Source organism: Paraburkholderia sp. BCC1886, assembly GCF_900996245.1.
Classification (GTDB): Bacteria; Pseudomonadota; Gammaproteobacteria; order Burkholderiales; family Burkholderiaceae; genus Paraburkholderia.
This window is the reverse complement of the sequence record NZ_CAAJGK010000074.1, coordinates 179047-196070: the sequence shown is the minus strand read 5'-3', so window position 1 is coordinate 196070 and position 17024 is coordinate 179047. Positions and strand designations below refer to the sequence as shown.

The window sequence follows — 17024 nt, the reverse complement described above, 5'->3', positions numbered from 1 at the left end:
TGGAATTCCTGGGTCAGGCAATCAGTTGTTCGAGCACGCGGCGGTACACGTTTTTCAGCGGCTCGATATGTGCGACTTCGACATGTTCGTCGATCTTGTGGATGGTGGCGTTCAGCGGCCCGAACTCGACCACCTGTTCGCAGATGCGCGCGATGAAACGGCCGTCCGAGGTGCCGCCGGTGGTCGACAGTTCGGTCGTCACGCCGGTTTCGTCCTGAATCGCCTGGGCGAGCGCATTCGACAGATCGCCGCGCGGCGTGAGGAAGGGCAGGCCGCTCACGGTCCATTGCAGGTCGTACTGCAGGCCGTGTTTGTCGAGAATCGCGTGGACGCGGGCCTGTAGACCTTCCACGGTGCTCGCGGTGGAAAAGCGGAAGTTGAACATCACGTCCGCATGGCCAGGAATCACGTTGGTGGCGCCGGTGCCGCTATGAATGTTCGACACCTGCCACGTGGTGGGCGGGAAATATTCGTTGCCGTCGTCCCAGCGTTCGGCCACCAGTTCGGCGAGCGCCGGGGCAAGCACGTGCACCGGATTTTTCGCGAGATGCGGATAGGCAATGTGGCCCTGCACGCCCTTGACGATCAGCTTGCCCGACATCGAGCCGCGCCGGCCGTTCTTCACGGTGTCGCCGAATCGCTCGCTCGACGTCGGTTCGCCGACGATGCAGTAGTCCATTCGTTCGCCGCGTGCCTGCAGCGCGTCGACCACCTTCACGGTGCCGTCGGTGGCCGGGCCTTCTTCGTCGCTCGTGATGAGAAACGCGATCGAGCCGCGATGCGCCGGGTGCGCGGCGACGAATTCCTCGCTCGCCACCACGAAGCCGGCAATCGAGGTTTTCATGTCGGCCGAACCGCGGCCGTACAGCTTGCCGTCGCGGTGGGTCGGTTCGAACGGCGCTGAATTCCACTGTTCGAGCGGGCCGGTCGGCACCACGTCGGTATGGCCCGCGAACGCGAGCAGCTTGCCCGCGCTGCCGTCGGTACCCCGTTTCACGGCCCACAAATTGGTGACGCCGTTCGATTCGATGGTTTCGTGCTCGAAGCCGAGCGCGGACAGGCGTTCGATCAGGAGGCGCTGGCAGTGCTGGTCGTCGGGCGTGACGGACGCGCGCGCGATCAGTTGTTCGGTAAGGGCGAGGGTGCCGGACATGGATTCAGGACGAGCCACTTTGAAATGAAAAAATGCCGGCTGGCGGTGCTAGGCACCGCAGCCGGCAACAGCGTTCGGGCACGACAGCGTCAAAAACGCTCGAGCCCACGCTCGGGTTCAACTACGTTCAGGCGAACAGCGCCGCGTAATCGTCCGCGGAAAAACCTAGCGACTTGACGCGGCCGTTGACCACCAGAACCGGCCGTTTGATCACCGAGGGCTTGTGGATCATCAGCGCAATCGCGCCCGATTGTGTTTCGGCGGCCGCTTTCATGTCGTCGGACAGGCCGCGCCATGTGGTGCCGCGACGATTCAGGAGCGCGTCGAGCTTCACGTCCTTCAGCCAGTCCTGCACGAGCGGTTCGGTCACGCCGTGCTTCTTGAAGTCGTGAAACTCGAACTCGACGCCGTGTTCTTCCAGCCACACGCGGGCCTTTTTCACGGTGTCGCAGTTCGGGATGCCATAAACGACGGTTTTGGTGCCGCGCGCCATCAGTCGCCTCGCAGCAGCTCGTTCAGGCCGACCTTCGCGCGGGTCTTCGCGTCGACCTTCTTGACGATCACGGCGCAGTAGAGGCTGTGCGAGCCGTCTTTCGACGGCAGGTTGCCCGCCACCACCACGGAACCCGCCGGAATGCGGCCGTACGACACTTCGCCGGTTTCGCGATCGTAAATCTTGGTGCTCTGGCCGAGGTACACGCCCATCGAGATGACCGAGTTTTCCTCGACGATCACGCCTTCCACCACTTCCGAGCGCGCGCCGATAAAGCAGTTGTCTTCGATGATGACCGGGTTGGCCTGCAACGGCTCGAGCACGCCGCCGATGCCCACGCCGCCCGACAGATGCACGTTCTTGCCGATCTGCGCGCACGAACCGACGGTGGCCCACGTGTCGACCATCGTGCCTTCGTCGACGTAGGCGCCGATGTTGGTGTACGACGGCATCAGCACGACGTTCTTCGCGATGAACGAGCCGCGGCGCGCGATGGCCGGCGGCACGACGCGAAAACCGCCGGCGGCGAAATCTTCCGCCGTGTAGTTGGCGAACTTCGACGGCACCTTGTCGTAGAACTGGCTATAGCCGCCGGCCGGCAGCGGCGCGTTGTCTTCCAGACGGAACGACAGCAGCACGGCCTTCTTGAGCCATTGATTGACCACCCAGTCGCCGTCTTTCTTTTCAGCGACGCGCAGCACGCCCTTGTCCAGTTGTTCGATGGCGTGAGCGACGGCCTCGCGCACGTCGGCCGGCGCGGCCTTGGGCGACAGCTCGGCGCGGTTTTCCCAGGCGGTGTCGATGATCTGCTGAAGTTGTTGCGACATAGATGTGTTTATCTGAAGAGTTGAAGTCTGAAGAAGGCGGTGCGGCGCGCGAACCCGGCGTGGCGCCAGGTGGCTAACCGGCAAGCGACCGGCAAAAGTCGACGATTCGTTGCGCGCCTTGCGTGCATTCGTCGACGTCCGCCACAAGCGCGAGACGCACGAAATTGCGGCCGGGGTTCACGCCATGCGCGGCGCGCGCGAGGAACGACCCCGGCAAAACCGTCACATTATAGTCGGCGAGCAGGCGCTGGGCGAACTCGGTGTCCGGGAGGCCGGTGCGGGTGACGTCGGCCCACAGGTAGAACGCGGCGTCCGGCAGGCGCACGTCCAGCACCTCGGCAAGCATCGGCGTGACGGTGGAAAACTTCTGCAGGTATTTCGCGCGATTCTCGCGGACGTGCGTTTCGTCGTTCCACGCGGCGATGCTGGCGTTCTGGAATACCGGCGAAAGCGCCGCGCCGTGGTAAGTGCGGTACAGCAGGAAGTCCTTCAGGATCGCCGCATCGCCCGCGACGAAACCCGAACGCATGCCCGGCACGTTCGAACGCTTGGACAGGCTCGAGAGCATCACGAGCCGCTCGAAACCCCGGCCGAGCTTGTGCGCGGCTTCCAGACCGCCGAGCGGCGGGTTCGCTTCGTCGAAATAGATTTCGGAGTAGCACTCGTCGGAGGCGATCACGAAGCCGTAACGGTCCGACAGCGCGAAGAGTTCGCGCCAGTCGTCGAGCGTGAGCACGGCGCCGGTGGGGTTTCCCGGCGAGCAGACGAACAGCAGTTGCGTGCGCGCCCAGATGGCCTCGGGCACCGCCGAATAATCGCAGGCGAAGTTGCGCGCCGGGTCGCTGTTCACGAAGTAAGGCTCGGTGCCGGCGAGGATCGCGGCGCCTTCGTAGATTTGGTAGAACGGGTTCGGACAGAGTACGATCGCTGACTCGCCGGTGGCGCTTTTCTTCGGATCGAGCACGGTTTGCGCGAGTGCGAACAAGGCTTCGCGCGAGCCCGAAACCGGCAGCACCTGGGTGGCCGGATCGACCGGCGGCAGGCCGTAACGCTGCGTGACCCACTGGGCGATCGACTCGCGCAACGCGGGCGTGCCGATCGTGGCCGGATAGACGGACAGGCCGCCGAGCGAAGCCACGACTGCATCGCGAATCAGGGCGGGCGTCGGGTGCTTCGGTTCGCCGATGCCGAAGCTGATATGAGCGAGTCCCGCCGGCGGCGTGATGCCGGCGAACAGCGCGCGCAGCTTTTCGAACGGATAGGACTGGAGAGAGTCGAGGAGCGGATTCACGGAGCGGATCGAGCCTGATCGAAGAGGGCGCTGAGGTTGCTGCGAGTTGTTGGGCCGTTCCCAGCCGGTTCGAGAAAACCCGGGAGACCCCCGGCAGCGATAAGGGCGTGATTATAACGTGACGTGCCCGCACGGCGGCGTGCAGCAAGGCCCGCCGCCAACCGCCGGGCGGCGCGCGAATCAGTACAAATCCGTACGAATCCGCACGAATCCGCTTCCGCAGCGGCAACGACGTGAGCCGGCCAAAGCTTGCGCAATAAAAAAGCAGCAGGAGCAGAGAGATGCACGCAGCAACAACGAGCCCGAGCGCATGAACGCGTCCCTTCGCCAAAGCTGGCCGACCCTCGCCATCATGCTGGGCGCCTCCGTCTGGGGGATGATCTGGTATCCGCTGCGCATGCTCGCCGCGCTCGGCGTAACCGGCACGGCGGCAAGCGCGCTGACGAGCGGCGCGGGCTGTCTGTTCGTGCTGCTGGTGCGCCATCGAGCGGTGAAATCGGTGCGTTGGCACTGGCTGCTCCCTGCGCTGGCGCTGGCCGCCGGCGTCACCAATCTAGGTTTCGTCTGGGGCTCGATCCACGGGCAGGTCATGCGCGTGCTGCTGCTGTTCTATCTCACCCCGGCGTGGACCGCGCTGTTCGCGCATTTCATCCTGCACGAGCGTCTGAGCTGGCCGGGCGCGGCGCTGGCCGCGCTGTCGCTGGGCGGCGCGATGACCATGCTGTGGTCGCCGCAGGTCGGTTTGCCGGTGCCCGGCAATCTCGCCGAATGGGCCGGACTCGCGGGCGGCATGGGTTTCGCGATGAGCAACGTGCTGATCCTGAAGACGAGCCGCGTCCTCCCGGAGATGAAGCCCGAGATGCGCACCGCGACGATCTTCGGCGGCGCGGCGATTTTCAGCGCGCTCGCGTCCTGCTTCGAGGCGATGCCCGCGCCGCCGACCGGCGCGCACGCAAGCACCGCCGCGCTGCTGGTACTCGGCCTCGGCTTCCTGCTGGCGTCGAACAACATGCTGGTGCAATACGGGCTCTCCCGCGTGCCGGCCAACCGGGCGTCGATCATCATGCTGTTCGAGATCGTCGTGACGGCGCTCTCCGCGTGGCTGTTCGCGGGGGAGACACCGGGTCCGCGTGAGTGGGCGGGCGGTGTGTGCATCGTGCTGGCGTCCGCGCTGTCGAGCTGGGTGCATCGCACGAAGGCCATGCCGCCGGACCCCGCCAATCAGGACACGGGTCCGGCCGGCGAGGCCGCCGCCGACGATGCGAGCGACGAGCCGGCCGACGACCCAACCGACGACCCAACCGACCCGTCAACCCGTAAGAATCGACCACGCGCGATGGTATGATGGCCGCTCATTAGCGTAAGCACGCTCTACAGCGTGCGTGGCGCCCGTCTCGCGGGGCGTCGCCGGTTGCTTCGCCGTTTGGGCGTTCGGCCGGCGCGGCCTTCACGAGCTTCTTTTTAATTTCCCTTTTCCAACAGCGAAATCGCCGTGCGTCTGACCTCGATCAAACTCGCTGGCTTCAAATCCTTCGTCGATCCCACGCATTTCCAGGTTCCGGGCCAGCTGGTGGGCGTGGTCGGACCGAACGGGTGCGGCAAGTCCAACATCATCGACGCCGTGCGCTGGGTGCTCGGCGAATCGCGCGCTTCCGAGCTGCGCGGCGAGTCGATGCAGGACGTGATCTTCAACGGTTCGACCGCGCGCAAACCCGGCAGCCGGGCCAGCGTCGAACTGGTGTTCGACAATGCGGACGGACGCGCCGCCGGACAGTGGGGCCAATATGCCGAGATCGCCGTCAAGCGCGTGCTCACGCGCGACGGCACCTCGAGCTACTACATCAACAACCTGCCGGCGCGGCGTCGCGACATCCAGGATATTTTCCTCGGCACCGGCCTCGGGCCGCGTGCTTACGCAATCATCGGGCAGGGCATGATCGCCCGGCTCATCGAGGCGAAGCCCGAAGAGCTGCGGGTGTTCCTCGAAGAAGCCGCGGGCGTCTCGAAGTACAAGGAACGCCGCCGCGAAACCGAGAACCGTCTGCACGATACGCGCGAGAACCTGACGCGCGTCGAAGACATCGTCCGCGAACTCGGCGCGAATCTCGAGAAGCTCGAAGCGCAGGCGGTCGTCGCGACGAAATACAAGGATCTGCAGGCCGACGGCGAAGAGAAGCAGCGCCTGTTGTGGCTGTTGCGCAAGAACGAAGCGGGCGGCGAGCAGGAACGCCAGAAGCGCGCCATCGAACAGGCGCAGATCGACCTCGAGGCGCAAACCGCCAGACTGCGCGAAGTCGAGGCGCAACTCGAAACGCTGCGGGTCGCGCACTATTCGGCCAGCGACGCGATGCAGGGCGCGCAAGGCGCACTGTACGAAGCGAATGCCGAAGTCAGCCGGCTTGAAGCCGAGATCAAGTTCATCGTCGAATCGCGCAATCGCGTGCAGGCGCAAATCGCGGCACTGACCGCGCAGCGCGAGCAGTGGCTCGCCCAGGCGCAGAAAGCGCAGGGCGACCTGGAAGACGCGGAAGAACAGCTTGCCGTCGCCGAAGAAAAAGCTGCGCTCGCCGAAGATTCCGCCGCGGCGAAGCACGACGCGATGCCGGCGCTCGAAGCGCGCTGGCGCGATGCGCAAACCGAACTGAACGCGGAACGCGGCGGGATCGCGCAGACCGAACAGGCGCTCAAGCTCGAAGCGGCGCACCAGCGCAACGCTGATCAGCAATTGCAGCAACTGCAGCAGCGTCACGAGCGGCTCAAGTCGGAAGCGGGCGGGCTCGATGCACCGGACGAAGCGCAGCTCGAAGAGTTGCGCATGCAACTCGCCGAACACGAAGAAATTCTCCACGACGCCCAGGCGCGTCTCGCCGACGCGCAGGAAACGCTGCCGCGTCTGGACGGCGAACGCCGGGCGGCCCAGGAGCGCGTGCAGTCGGAAACCGCGCAGATTCATCAGCTCGACGCACGGCTTGCCGCGCTCAAGCAGTTGCAGGAAAACGTCCAGACCGAAGGCAAGATTCAACCCTGGCTCGAGAAGCACGAACTGGGCAGCCTGCCGCGTCTGTGGAAGAAGCTGCACGTCGAAGCCGGTTGGGAAAGCGCGCTCGAAGCGGTGCTGCGCGAACGGCTCGCGGCGCTGGAAGTGTCGAATCTCGACTGGGTGAAGGCCTTCGCCACCGACGCGCCGCCGGCCAAGCTGGCCTTTTATGCGCCGCCGCCGGCAGGCACACCTTCGGCCACGCCGCCGACGCTGCGTCCGTTGCTCTCGCTGGTTCGCATCGACGACGCCGGCATTCGCGCGGTATTGAACGACTGGCTCGGCCTCGCCTTCGTCGCCGACGACCTGCAGCAGGCGCTCGCGCAACGCGCGCAGTTGCCCGAAGGCGGTTCGTTCGTCGTGAAGGCCGGTCACGTGGTGACGCGGGTCGGCGTGCAACTGTATGCGGCCGATTCGGAACAGGCCGGCATGCTGGCCCGTCAGCAGGAAATCGAGAACCTCGGCCGTCAGGTGCGCGCGCAGGCTTTGCTCGCGGATGAAGCCAAATCCGCCGCGATTCGTGCCGAAGCCGCGCACACGCAGGCCGCCCAGGTGCTCGGCGACGCGCGTCAGCAAGCCGAACGCGCGACCCAGCGGGTGCACGCGTTGCAGATGGACGTGCTCAAGCTGACCCAGGCGCACGAGCGCTACACGCAGCGCAGCACGCAGATTCGCGAAGAGCTCGACGAGATCACCGCGCAGATCGACGAGCAACGTGCGTTGCGCGCGGAGTCGGAAGCGAATTTCGAGCGTCACGACGGCGAACTCGCCGAATTGCAGGCGCGTTTCGAAGATCACCAACTGGCTTTCGAAGCGCTCGACGAAGCGCTCACGGCCGCGCGCGGCGAAGCCCGCGACCTCGACCGTGCCGCCACCGATGCGCGCTTTGCCGCGCGCAACATGGCGAACCGCATCGACGAACTGAAGCGCAGCATTCAGGTGGCCGAAGAGCAGAGCGAGCGCGTGGCCGGCTCGCTGGAAGACGCGCGCGCCGAGCTGGAAACGATCAACGAGCAGACCGCGCATACCGGCTTGCAGGACGCGCTGGATATTCGCGCGGTCAAGGAAGAGTCGCTGCATGCCGCGCGGCTCGAACTGGACGACCTGACCGCCAAACTGCGCGCCGCGGACGAAACCCGGCTCACCACCGAGCGCGCGTTGCAGCCGCTGCGCGACCGCATCAACGAATTGCAGTTGAAAGAGCAGGCCGCGCGACTCAACGGCGAGCAGTTCATCGAACAACTGGCCGCGGCCGGTGTCGACGAGGCCGAGTTGCAGGCCAAGCTCACGCCGGACCTGAAGCCGTCGTACTTGCAGGGCGAAGTCACGCGCATCAACAACGCGATCACCGCGCTCGGCCCGGTCAACATGGCGGCGCTGGACGAACTGAAGGCGGCGAGCGAGCGCAAGCATTTCCTCGACGCGCAATCGGCCGACCTGACGAGCGCGATCGACACGCTCGAAGACGCCATCCGCAAGATCGACGCCGAAACGCGCACCTTGCTGCAAGGCACGTTCGACCAGGTGAACCAGCATTTCGGCGAACTGTTCCCGCGTCTCTTCGGTGGCGGGCAGGCCAAACTGATCATGACCGGCGACGAAATTCTCGACGCCGGCGTGCAAGTGATGGCGCAGCCGCCGGGCAAGAAGAACTCCACGATTCACCTGCTCTCCGGCGGCGAGAAAGCGCTGACCGCGACCGCGCTGGTGTTCGCGATGTTCCAGCTGAATCCGGCGCCGTTCTGTCTGCTGGACGAAGTGGATGCGCCGCTCGACGACGCCAACACGGAACGGTTCGCGAACCTCGTGCGCGCGATGTCGGACAAGACGCAGTTCCTTTTCATCTCGCACAACAAGATCGCGATGGAAATGGCGCAACAGTTGATCGGCGTGACCATGCAGGAACAGGGCGTGTCGCGCATCGTGGCGGTGGACATGGAAACAGCCGCGGGGTTTGCGCAGAACATCGGCTGAGTTTTTTCCGGATTTTTATTTGTTGAGCCTCGCGGGCGTCCGCGTTCAGCGCAGCGGCCAGACCGGCCGCGCGATACGTGGAGCGGGCGCATAGCCGCGCAGACAGAAGAATTGCTGACGGAGCATGCATGGACGAGTTGACACTCGGGTTGATCGGCGCGGGCGCCGTGGTGGTGGGTGGGGTGGTCGTGTACAACGCGTGGCAAGGTGCGAAAGTGCGCCGCAAGATGCCGCGGCCGATGCCGGCCGAGACCGCCGAGAATTTCGCGCGTGACGATCACGAAGAGCCGAGCCCGTTCATCGAGCCGGCCCGGCCGACGACGCGCCGCGAACCGGTAGTGGGCGCCGAGGCCGGTGGCGAGACGCCGGCCGCGCGGGTCGAACCGACGTTTGGCAGCGTGGGCGCGGCGCCGCTCGATACCGCCGCCGATATCCAGGCCGAAACCACGACGCCGAACGGGGTAACGCCAACCGAGGGCCAGGCCGCTGCCGCCGGCCATGAGGCCGCCGAGACCTCCGACACTGCTCAGGCCTCGAAGTCAGCGCACGCCGACGAACCCCTCGAACCGATCCTGCCTGCCGCGACGACCATTTCGTCGGCGCCGCCGGCGATCGTCGACCGCCGCATCGACTGCATCGTGCCGATCCGTCTGAACGGCCCGGTGGCCGGCGACAAGGTGATTCCGCTCGCGCAGCGCCTGCGCCGCGCCGGCAGCAAGCCGGTGCATATCGAAGGCAAGCTCGAAGGCGGCGCGTGGGAGTTGCTGCAAAACGGCACGCGCTACGAGGAACTCCGCGCGGCCGCGCAACTGGCCAATCGCAGCGGCGCGCTCAACGAACTGGAGTTCTCGGAATTCGTGACGGGCGTGCAGCAGTTCGCCGACGCGCTGGACGCCTCGCCCGAATTCCCCGACATGCTCGAAACCGTGGCGATGGCGCGTGAACTCGACGCCTTCGCCGCGCAGTGCGACGCGCAACTCTCGATCAACGTGCTGTCGGACGGCGCGCCGTGGTCGGCCAATTACGTGCAGGCGGTCGCGTCGCAGGACGGCCTGCTGCTGTCGCGCGACGGCACCCGTTTCGTCAAGCTCGACGCGAAGCAGAGCCCGGTGTTCATGCTGCAATTCGGCGACACCAATTTTCTGCGCGACGACCTGACCTACAAGGGCGGCCAGATGATCACGCTGGTGCTCGACGTGCCGGTGGCCGACGAAGACATCCTGCCGTTCCGGTTGATGTGCGATTACGCGAAGTCGCTAGCCGAGCGCATCGGCGGCAGGGTGGTGGACGACGGGCGTCGTCCGTTGCCGGAAACGGCCTTGCTCGCGATCGAAAAGCAGTTGATGACGCTGTACGCGAAACTCGAACAGGCGGGCATTCCGGCGGGCTCGCCGGCAACGCGGCGCCTGTTCAGCCAGTAGGTCTCGCGTCGTGAGCCGGCAGCGCCCGGGCGGCCGCACGATGTGCGGCCGTTTTTTCGTTTGGAACGCTGCTTGCGCGTAGGGTCGGCGAGTGCAGGCCTGGCCATTCGGCCGATGTAAAGGGGCCCGCTTTCCTGCGATAATCCGAGCTCTGAATTTCCGTGAAGAAGCTGCCGACAAGCATGGCCCGAACTCCCGTCCCTTCTCCTGCACCCGACGCTCCGGCCGAGCGGGCCGCGTCGCTGCGCGCGGAACTCGAACGCGCCAATTACGCCTACTACGTGCTCGACCAGCCGGACTTGCCGGACGCGGAATACGACAGGCTGTTCAAGGAACTGGAGCGCATCGAAACCGAGCATCCCGACCTGATCGTGCCGGATTCGCCCACCCAGCGCGTGGGCGGCGAAGCGGCAAGCGGCTTCGAGCCGGTCGTGCACGACCAGCCCATGCTGTCGCTAAACAACGGCTTCGCGGACGAAGACATCGTCGCGTTCGACAAGCGGGTCGGCGACGCGCTCGGCAAACATGCGAGCGAGCCGCCGGTTCTGGTCGAATACGCGGCGGAACTCAAGTTCGACGGCCTCGCCATTTCGCTGCGCTACGTCGACGGCCAGTTCGTGCAGGCCTCCACGCGCGGCGACGGCACCACCGGCGAGAACGTCACCGCCAACGTGCGCACCATCCGCTCCATCCCGCTCAAGCTCAAGGGCAAACGCATTCCCCACGTGCTCGACGTGCGCGGCGAAGTGCTGATGTTCAAGCGCGATTTCGAGCGCATGAACGAGCGTCAGCGGGCCGCGGAACAGAAAGAATTCGCGAACCCCCGCAACGCCGCCGCCGGCAGTCTGCGGCAGCTCGATTCGAAAATCACCGCACAGCGGCCGCTGTCGTTCTTTGCGTATGGCATCGGCGTGCTCGAAGGCGCGCAAATGCCCGCGACGCATAGCGAGCTGCTCGACTGGTACAAGGAACTCGGTCTGCCGGTGAACGGCGAGCGCGCGGTGGTGCAGGGCGCCGACGGGCTACTCGGCTTTTTCAGATCGGTCGGCGAGAAGCGCGACGGCTTGCCGTACGACATCGACGGCGTGGTCTATAAGGTCAACCGGCGCGACGAACAGGACGCGCTCGGATTCGTGTCGCGCGCCCCGCGCTTTGCGCTCGCGCACAAGTTTCCGGCGCAGGAAGCGTTGACGCGACTCGTGGCCATCGACGTGCAGGTCGGCCGGACCGGTGCGATCACGCCGGTCGCGCGGCTGGAGCCGGTGTTCGTCGGCGGCGCGACGGTGACGAACGCGACGCTGCATAACGAAGACGAGGTGCGCCGCAAGGACATCCGTATTGGCGACACGGTCATCGTGCGGCGGGCGGGCGACGTGATTCCCGAGGTGGTCAGCGCGCTGCTGGAGCGCCGCCCGGAAGACGCCCGCGAGTTCGTCATGCCCACCCAGTGCCCGGTGTGCGGGTCGAACATCGAACGCCTGCCGGACGAAGCCATCGCGCGCTGCACCGGCGGACTGTTCTGTCCGGCGCAGCGCAAGCAGGCGCTGTGGCATTTCGCGCAACGGCGTGCGCTGGACATCGACGGACTCGGCGAGAAAATCATCGACCAGCTGGTCGAGCAGAACCTGGTGCGTACGCCGGCCGATCTGTTCAACCTCGGCTTTGCGACGCTCGCCGAACTCGACCGTTTCGCCGATAAATCTGCGCAAAACCTGCTCGACTCGCTCGACCACGCGCGGCACACCACGCTCGCCCGTTTCATCTATGCGCTCGGTATTCGCCATGTGGGCGAATCGACCGCGAAAGACCTGGCCAGGCATTTCGGCTCGCTCGACCCGATCATGGATGCGTCGGTCGAGGCTTTGCTGGAAGTCAACGACGTCGGCCCGGTGGTCGCCGAGTCGCTGCACCAGTTTTTTGCCGAAGAACACAACCGCACGGTCATCGAACAATTGCGTGCGCCGGGCAAGGTCGAGTGGCCCGAAGGACCGCCCGCACCGAAAGCGCCGCAAGGCGTGCTGGCGGGCAAGACGGTCGTGTTGACCGGCACCTTGCCGACGCTCGCGCGCGAAGAGGCCAAGGAAATGCTCGAAGCGGCCGGCGCAAAAGTCGCCGGCTCGGTGTCGAAGAAAACGGATTACGTGGTGGCGGGGGCCGAGGCCGGCAGCAAACTGGCCAAGGCCGAGGAACTCGGCATCCCCGTACTCGACGAAGATGGTATGCGTAAGCTCCTGGAGGGGTTGTTATGATCCGCGAAATTCTGAAGATGGGCGATCCGCGCCTGCTGCGCATTGCCGACCCGGTCGATCGTTTCGATACGCCGGAATTGCATGAACTCATCAAGGACATGTTCGAGACCATGCATGCGGTCAACGGCGCCGGGCTGGCCGCGCCGCAGATCGGTCTGAATCTGCAACTGGTGATTTTCGGTTTTGGCCAGAACCAGCGCTACCCGGACGCGCCGCCGGTTCCCGAAACCGTCCTGATCAACCCGACCATCACGCCGGTGTCGCAGGACATGGAAGAAGGCTGGGAAGGGTGCCTCTCGGTGCCCGGACTGCGCGGCGCGGTGAGCCGGTTTTCGATGATCAAGTATCACGGCTTCGATCAGTTCGGCAATCCGATCGATCGTGTCGCCGAAGGGTTCCATGCGCGGGTCGTCCAGCATGAATGCGATCACCTGATCGGCAAACTGTATCCGATGCGGATCAACGATTTCTCGAAGTTCGGATTCACCGAAGTGCTGTTCCCGGACATGGATCCGAATAGCGACGACTGAGCTACTTTTAGCCCACGCTCGTTCTCGCCGCCGCCACCCGCCCTGGGTGGCGGTTTAGTCAATTCCCCTTGTCTCTATTTCCGCCTATTTGGATGACTCCAAATTAGGACGATTCCGATCGAATCCGCGGACCGCTCCCACGTTTGCATGCTTTCCGAATAATTACACTTCCGGCCTCGTGTATGAATTCTGAAATGTGCAGGCCGCTTTGCGTTACTCCCTATTCCGCCGTTCCCCCCGCCGTTCTCCAAGGACGTCGCCTGCATCGCTGAGTTCGATCGGCACGTTGCTCACGCTGGCCGCCGCGCCCGCATGGGCCGCGGAGCTGAACAATCCGGTCGACCACGCGTTGCAGGATCAGCAGCAGCAACGTCTGCTCGACGAGGCGCGCCTGTTGCGCGAAGGCCTGAGCAGGCGCGACGCGCCGGCCGTCACCCGCGCGCCCCGCGACACCGGCGCACAAGCCGGCTTTACGCCGCAAGGCGTGTCCTGCATCTACGCGAGCGGCGTCGAGTTTCCCGGCGCCACGCTCGTGCCGGACAGTCTCAGGCAGGCGATCGTGCTCGAAACATCGGGCAAATGTCTCGACAACGCGGCACTCGCGCATCTGCTCGACGAAGTGAACGACTGGTATGTCGAGCACGGCTACATCACGAGTCATGCGTGGTTGCCGCAACAGGACGGCGCCGGCGGCCCGCTGGTGATTGCCGCGGCCGAAGGCAAGCTTGGCCGCGTGGCGTTCGAGGACGGCACGACCCGTTCGGACCGCGCGGCGCGCATGGCGTTTCCCGGCTACACCGGCGAGCCGCTCAATCTGCGTGACGTGGAGCAGGGCGTCGATCAACTCGAACGCGTCACGCCCGGCGGGGTGAAAGTGGCCGTGCGCGCCGCGCCCGAAGCGGGCTACTCGGATGTCGTGGTCACGGGCCGCACGGCGCCTTCCGTGAATGTCGACCTGAACGTCGACAACCTGGGCGCGGCGAATACCGGCGCGGGCGAATTCGGCGGCGCGCTGACGCTCAACAACATGCTGGGCCTTGGCGAACAGCTCGGCGTGTCGGGTACCAGCACGACTGCGCTGCACGGCGACAAGTATCGCCGCAGCTTCGGCGCTTCCGCGAGCGTACCGCTTGGCTACTGGACGCTCGGCTATGCCGGTGCGACCGGCAACTTCGCGATTCCGCTCGACTTCTACGGCACTCCGCTGCGTTATCACGGCAGCAATATCCAGAACCAGATCAGCCTGTCGCGCACGGTCTCGCGCAATGCGTCGCACAAGATCGACGTGGTGGGCTCGCTTGCCAACTACACCGGCAAAACCTCGCTCGAGGACGTGCAACTCGGCAGCGGCACCGAACGGGTCAGCACGGCGCGCATCGGCGTCAACTTTGCGAGCCGCGTCGGTACGCGCAGCTACGTCACGTTCAGTCCGGCCGTGACCGAAGGGTTGCCGTTCGCGAGCGCCGACAAGAGCGCCGCGGGCGGACCGTCTGCGGGCTTTCGCAAGTTTTCCGCGAGCGCGAGCGTCTACACGCAGGTCGCGCCGTCCGTCGCGCTGCTCTCGTCGGCGTATGCACAGGCGAGCGCGCGGCCGCTCTATTCGAGCGAGCGCATTTCGGTCGGCGGCGACAACTCCGTGCGGGGTTTCAAGGATCAGTACCTGTACGGCAACACGGGTGCCTATCTGCGCAACGAAGTCGACTGGACGCCGGCCGCTTCCGTGTTCGGCGCCCGCGTCACGCTAATGGCCGCACTCGACGCCGGGCGCGTCGTGCCGGTCGCCGGCGAACCGAATTCAGGCGGCAACGTGGTGGGCGCCGCCTTGGGCGCCTCCACTTCGATCAAAGGCGTTTCGGCGTCTGTCTCAATTGGCACGCCGCTGTTTGCTCCGAAACAGCTGCATGCCGATCCCGTCGTGGTCAACCTCCGGTTGAGCACGCGTTTTTAATCCCCTAGGACTCTTATGATTCAATTTCGACTCAACGCTCTGACTATCGCCGCGCTCACCGCGCTGGCGACGGCCGGCAGTGCAATGGCCGCCGGCGTAGTGGCCAATGGTGGTCAGACGCAGGTGAACACGGTGGGCAACACGCCCGTCGTGAACATCGCGGGCGCAAACGCCTCGGGCATTTCGCGCAACACGTTCAGCAACTTCGATGTCGATAAAAACGGCGTCGTGTTGAACAACCTGACGGCAGCCGGCACCAGCAAGCTCGCCGGTCAACTGGCGGCCAACGCCAACCTGAACGGCAACGCCGCCAAGGTGATCGTTGCCGACGTGACCTCGGCTCAGGCATCGAAGCTCAATGGCGCGATGGAAGTCGCCGGTGCGCCCGCGCATCTGCTGATCGCCAACGCTGCCGGTATCTCGGCGAACGGCGCGACCACCATCAACGCGCCGATGCTGACGCTGGCCGCGGCCGGCTTCAGCCCGCGTGCGGATAGCCCGCTGGCATTGAACGTCGACACGACGCGTGCGACGCCCGCCACGATCCAGATCGACGGCGCCGGTGTCGACGTCGGCGCGGGTCAGGTGAACCTGTTGTCGCGCGCGACGATCGTCAACGGTGCGGTGAAGGGCTGGAGCATCAACTCGCAGAACGGCACGCAATTCGACGGCGACGCGAACGGCAATTTCACGGGCAAGCTCGTGAATACGTCGGCAGCAGAAGGCGCGAAGCCGGCTGTTGCGCTCGACGTGTCGGCGCTTGGCGGGATGTACGCCGACAAGATCGTGCTCGAAGGTTCGGAGTATGGTCTCGGCGTGAACAACGCCGGTTTGATCAGCGGCGGGCAAGGTGGTGTCGTGTCGCAGATGTTTGGTTCGGACATCACGAATGCGCCGAACGGGCTGGTGACGACGGGCAACACGGGCCTCGTCCTCTCGGTTGTCGACCACAGCGCTCCCTACGCATTGACCGGCGATTCGCAGATGCAGTGGGCGAAGGACAACTTCCAGCAGATGAAGAAGTCGACGAAGAACGCGATGGACAGCATGAATGCCTCGCGCGGCTGGACGCCGGAGGCGCAAGCCAGGCTGAGCGACAGCGACAAGCTGGTACGACTGGCCGACCAGGAAACCCGTAGCCGCGCGGAATTCGCCGAATTGCCGGCGACGAATGCCGCCGATGCAGCAGCCAAGGCGGAAGCCCAGGCAGCAGCCGATGCGCAACGTAAGGCTGCGGAAGAGCAGGCGCGTATCGAACAGGAAGCGCGTGACCGTGCTCAACAGCAGGCTGATGCGGAGCGCGAAGCGGCTGAGCAGCAGGCTCGTGCAGAACGTGAGGCCAAGGAAGCGCAGGCTCGGGCTGAATACGAAGCGCGCATCGAGCAGGAAGCGCGTGATCGTGCCCAGCAGCAGGCCGCCGAGCAGGAAGCTCGCGACCGTGCGCAGGAGCAGGCTCGTGCCGAGTACGAAGCGCGTATGGAGCAGGAAGCCAAGGCTCGTGCCGAGTACGAAGCGCGTATGGAGCAGGAAGCCAAGGCTCGCGCTGAATACGAAGCGCGTATGCAGCAGGAAGCGCGCGAGCGCGCCGAGCAGCAGGCCGCCGACCAGGCAGCCCGCGATCGTGCGCAGGAGCAGGCTCGTGCTGAGTACGAAGCCCGTATGGAGCAGGAAGCGCGTGACCGTGCCCAGCAACAGGCCAACGAGCAGAAGGCGCGCGCCGACTACGACGCGTACATGCAGGAGCAGGCTCGCCAGCGTGCGGAACAGCAAGCCGCTGCGCAGCAGGCTGCTGAGCAGAACGCGGGTGCCGACTACGAAGCGTTTCTGGCACAGCAGGCCGCCCAGCAGAAGGCGCTCGCCGAGTACGCCGCGCGCCTGCAGGACCAGGCTGGCCAGCGTTCGGAACAGCAGCAAGCCGCTGACAAGGCTCAGCTGGAGCAGATCACTCGCAACCTGGCAGCGCAGTCGGCCGCCCAGGCAGCGCAGTTCGCGGCTCCCCAGCCGGTGCAGGGCGTCGCGGTCAACTACTCGGCCCAGCCGGGTCAGTGGAACGTTCAGCCCACCATGAAGAGCGGCTACACGTTCTGAGGTAACGCCTCGC

General features: G+C 65.4%; 11 protein-coding genes. 7 read left to right on the top strand and 4 right to left on the bottom strand.

All coding sequences use genetic code 11. The features are described from left to right. Positions 1-13: 13 nt before the first annotated feature. The 4 genes from dapE to dapC form a co-directional block, all read right to left on the bottom strand. Positions 14-1153, bottom strand: a complete 1140-nt coding sequence (dapE, locus tag FQ746_RS25405) for a succinyl-diaminopimelate desuccinylase (protein WP_144112548.1) — start codon at positions 1151-1153, stop codon at positions 14-16. Positions 1154-1280: 127 nt separating this feature from the next. Further along, a complete protein-coding gene (locus FQ746_RS25400; RefSeq protein ID WP_144112547.1) occupies positions 1281-1646 on the bottom strand; it encodes an ArsC family reductase in 366 nt (121 codons plus the stop codon). After that, positions 1646-2473, bottom strand: a complete 828-nt coding sequence (gene dapD / locus FQ746_RS25395; protein ID WP_144112546.1) for a 2,3,4,5-tetrahydropyridine-2,6-dicarboxylate N-succinyltransferase — start codon at positions 2471-2473, stop codon at positions 1646-1648. The genes FQ746_RS25400 and dapD overlap by 1 nt, the downstream gene beginning before the upstream one ends. 73 nt (positions 2474-2546) lie before the next feature. Continuing rightward, positions 2547-3764, bottom strand: coding sequence for a succinyldiaminopimelate transaminase (gene dapC / locus FQ746_RS25390; protein ID WP_144112545.1), 1218 nt, complete (start codon positions 3762-3764; stop codon positions 2547-2549). Between the two features lie 310 nt (positions 3765-4074). Here dapC and FQ746_RS25385 point away from each other — a divergent pair, with 310 nt between their 5' ends. The 7 genes from FQ746_RS25385 (at position 4075) to FQ746_RS25355 (ending at position 17011) form a co-directional block, all read left to right on the top strand. Next, positions 4075-5109 (top strand): DMT family transporter, encoded by a 1035-nt coding sequence (locus tag FQ746_RS25385; protein WP_260854164.1) that lies wholly within the window; start codon positions 4075-4077, stop codon positions 5107-5109. Between the two features lie 147 nt (positions 5110-5256). After that, on the top strand, positions 5257-8775 hold the full coding sequence (gene smc, locus FQ746_RS25380; protein WP_144112544.1) for a chromosome segregation protein SMC: 3519 nt from the start codon (positions 5257-5259) through the stop codon (positions 8773-8775). 128 nt (positions 8776-8903) lie between these two features. Further along, the gene (locus tag FQ746_RS25375) at positions 8904-10196 is read left to right on the top strand and encodes a cell division protein ZipA C-terminal FtsZ-binding domain-containing protein (protein WP_144112543.1); all 1293 of its coding nucleotides are present in this window, start codon (positions 8904-8906) and stop codon (positions 10194-10196) included. A gap of 182 nt (positions 10197-10378) precedes the next feature. Further along, entirely contained in the window at positions 10379-12445 is a 2067-nt protein-coding gene (gene ligA / locus FQ746_RS25370; RefSeq protein ID WP_144112542.1) for an NAD-dependent DNA ligase LigA, read from the top strand. Continuing rightward, a complete protein-coding gene (gene def, locus FQ746_RS25365; protein ID WP_144112541.1) occupies positions 12442-12975 on the top strand; it encodes a peptide deformylase in 534 nt (177 codons plus the stop codon). Before ligA ends, def begins: the two co-directional genes overlap by 4 nt. Positions 12976-13261: 286 nt before the next feature. Next, complete coding sequence (locus tag FQ746_RS25360; RefSeq protein WP_186310834.1) at positions 13262-14923, top strand: ShlB/FhaC/HecB family hemolysin secretion/activation protein; 1662 nt, start codon at positions 13262-13264, stop codon at positions 14921-14923. 15 nt (positions 14924-14938) lie between these two features. After that, a complete protein-coding gene (locus FQ746_RS25355) occupies positions 14939-17011 on the top strand; it encodes a filamentous hemagglutinin N-terminal domain-containing protein (RefSeq protein ID WP_144112539.1) in 2073 nt (690 codons plus the stop codon). Positions 17012-17024: the final 13 nt, after the last annotated feature.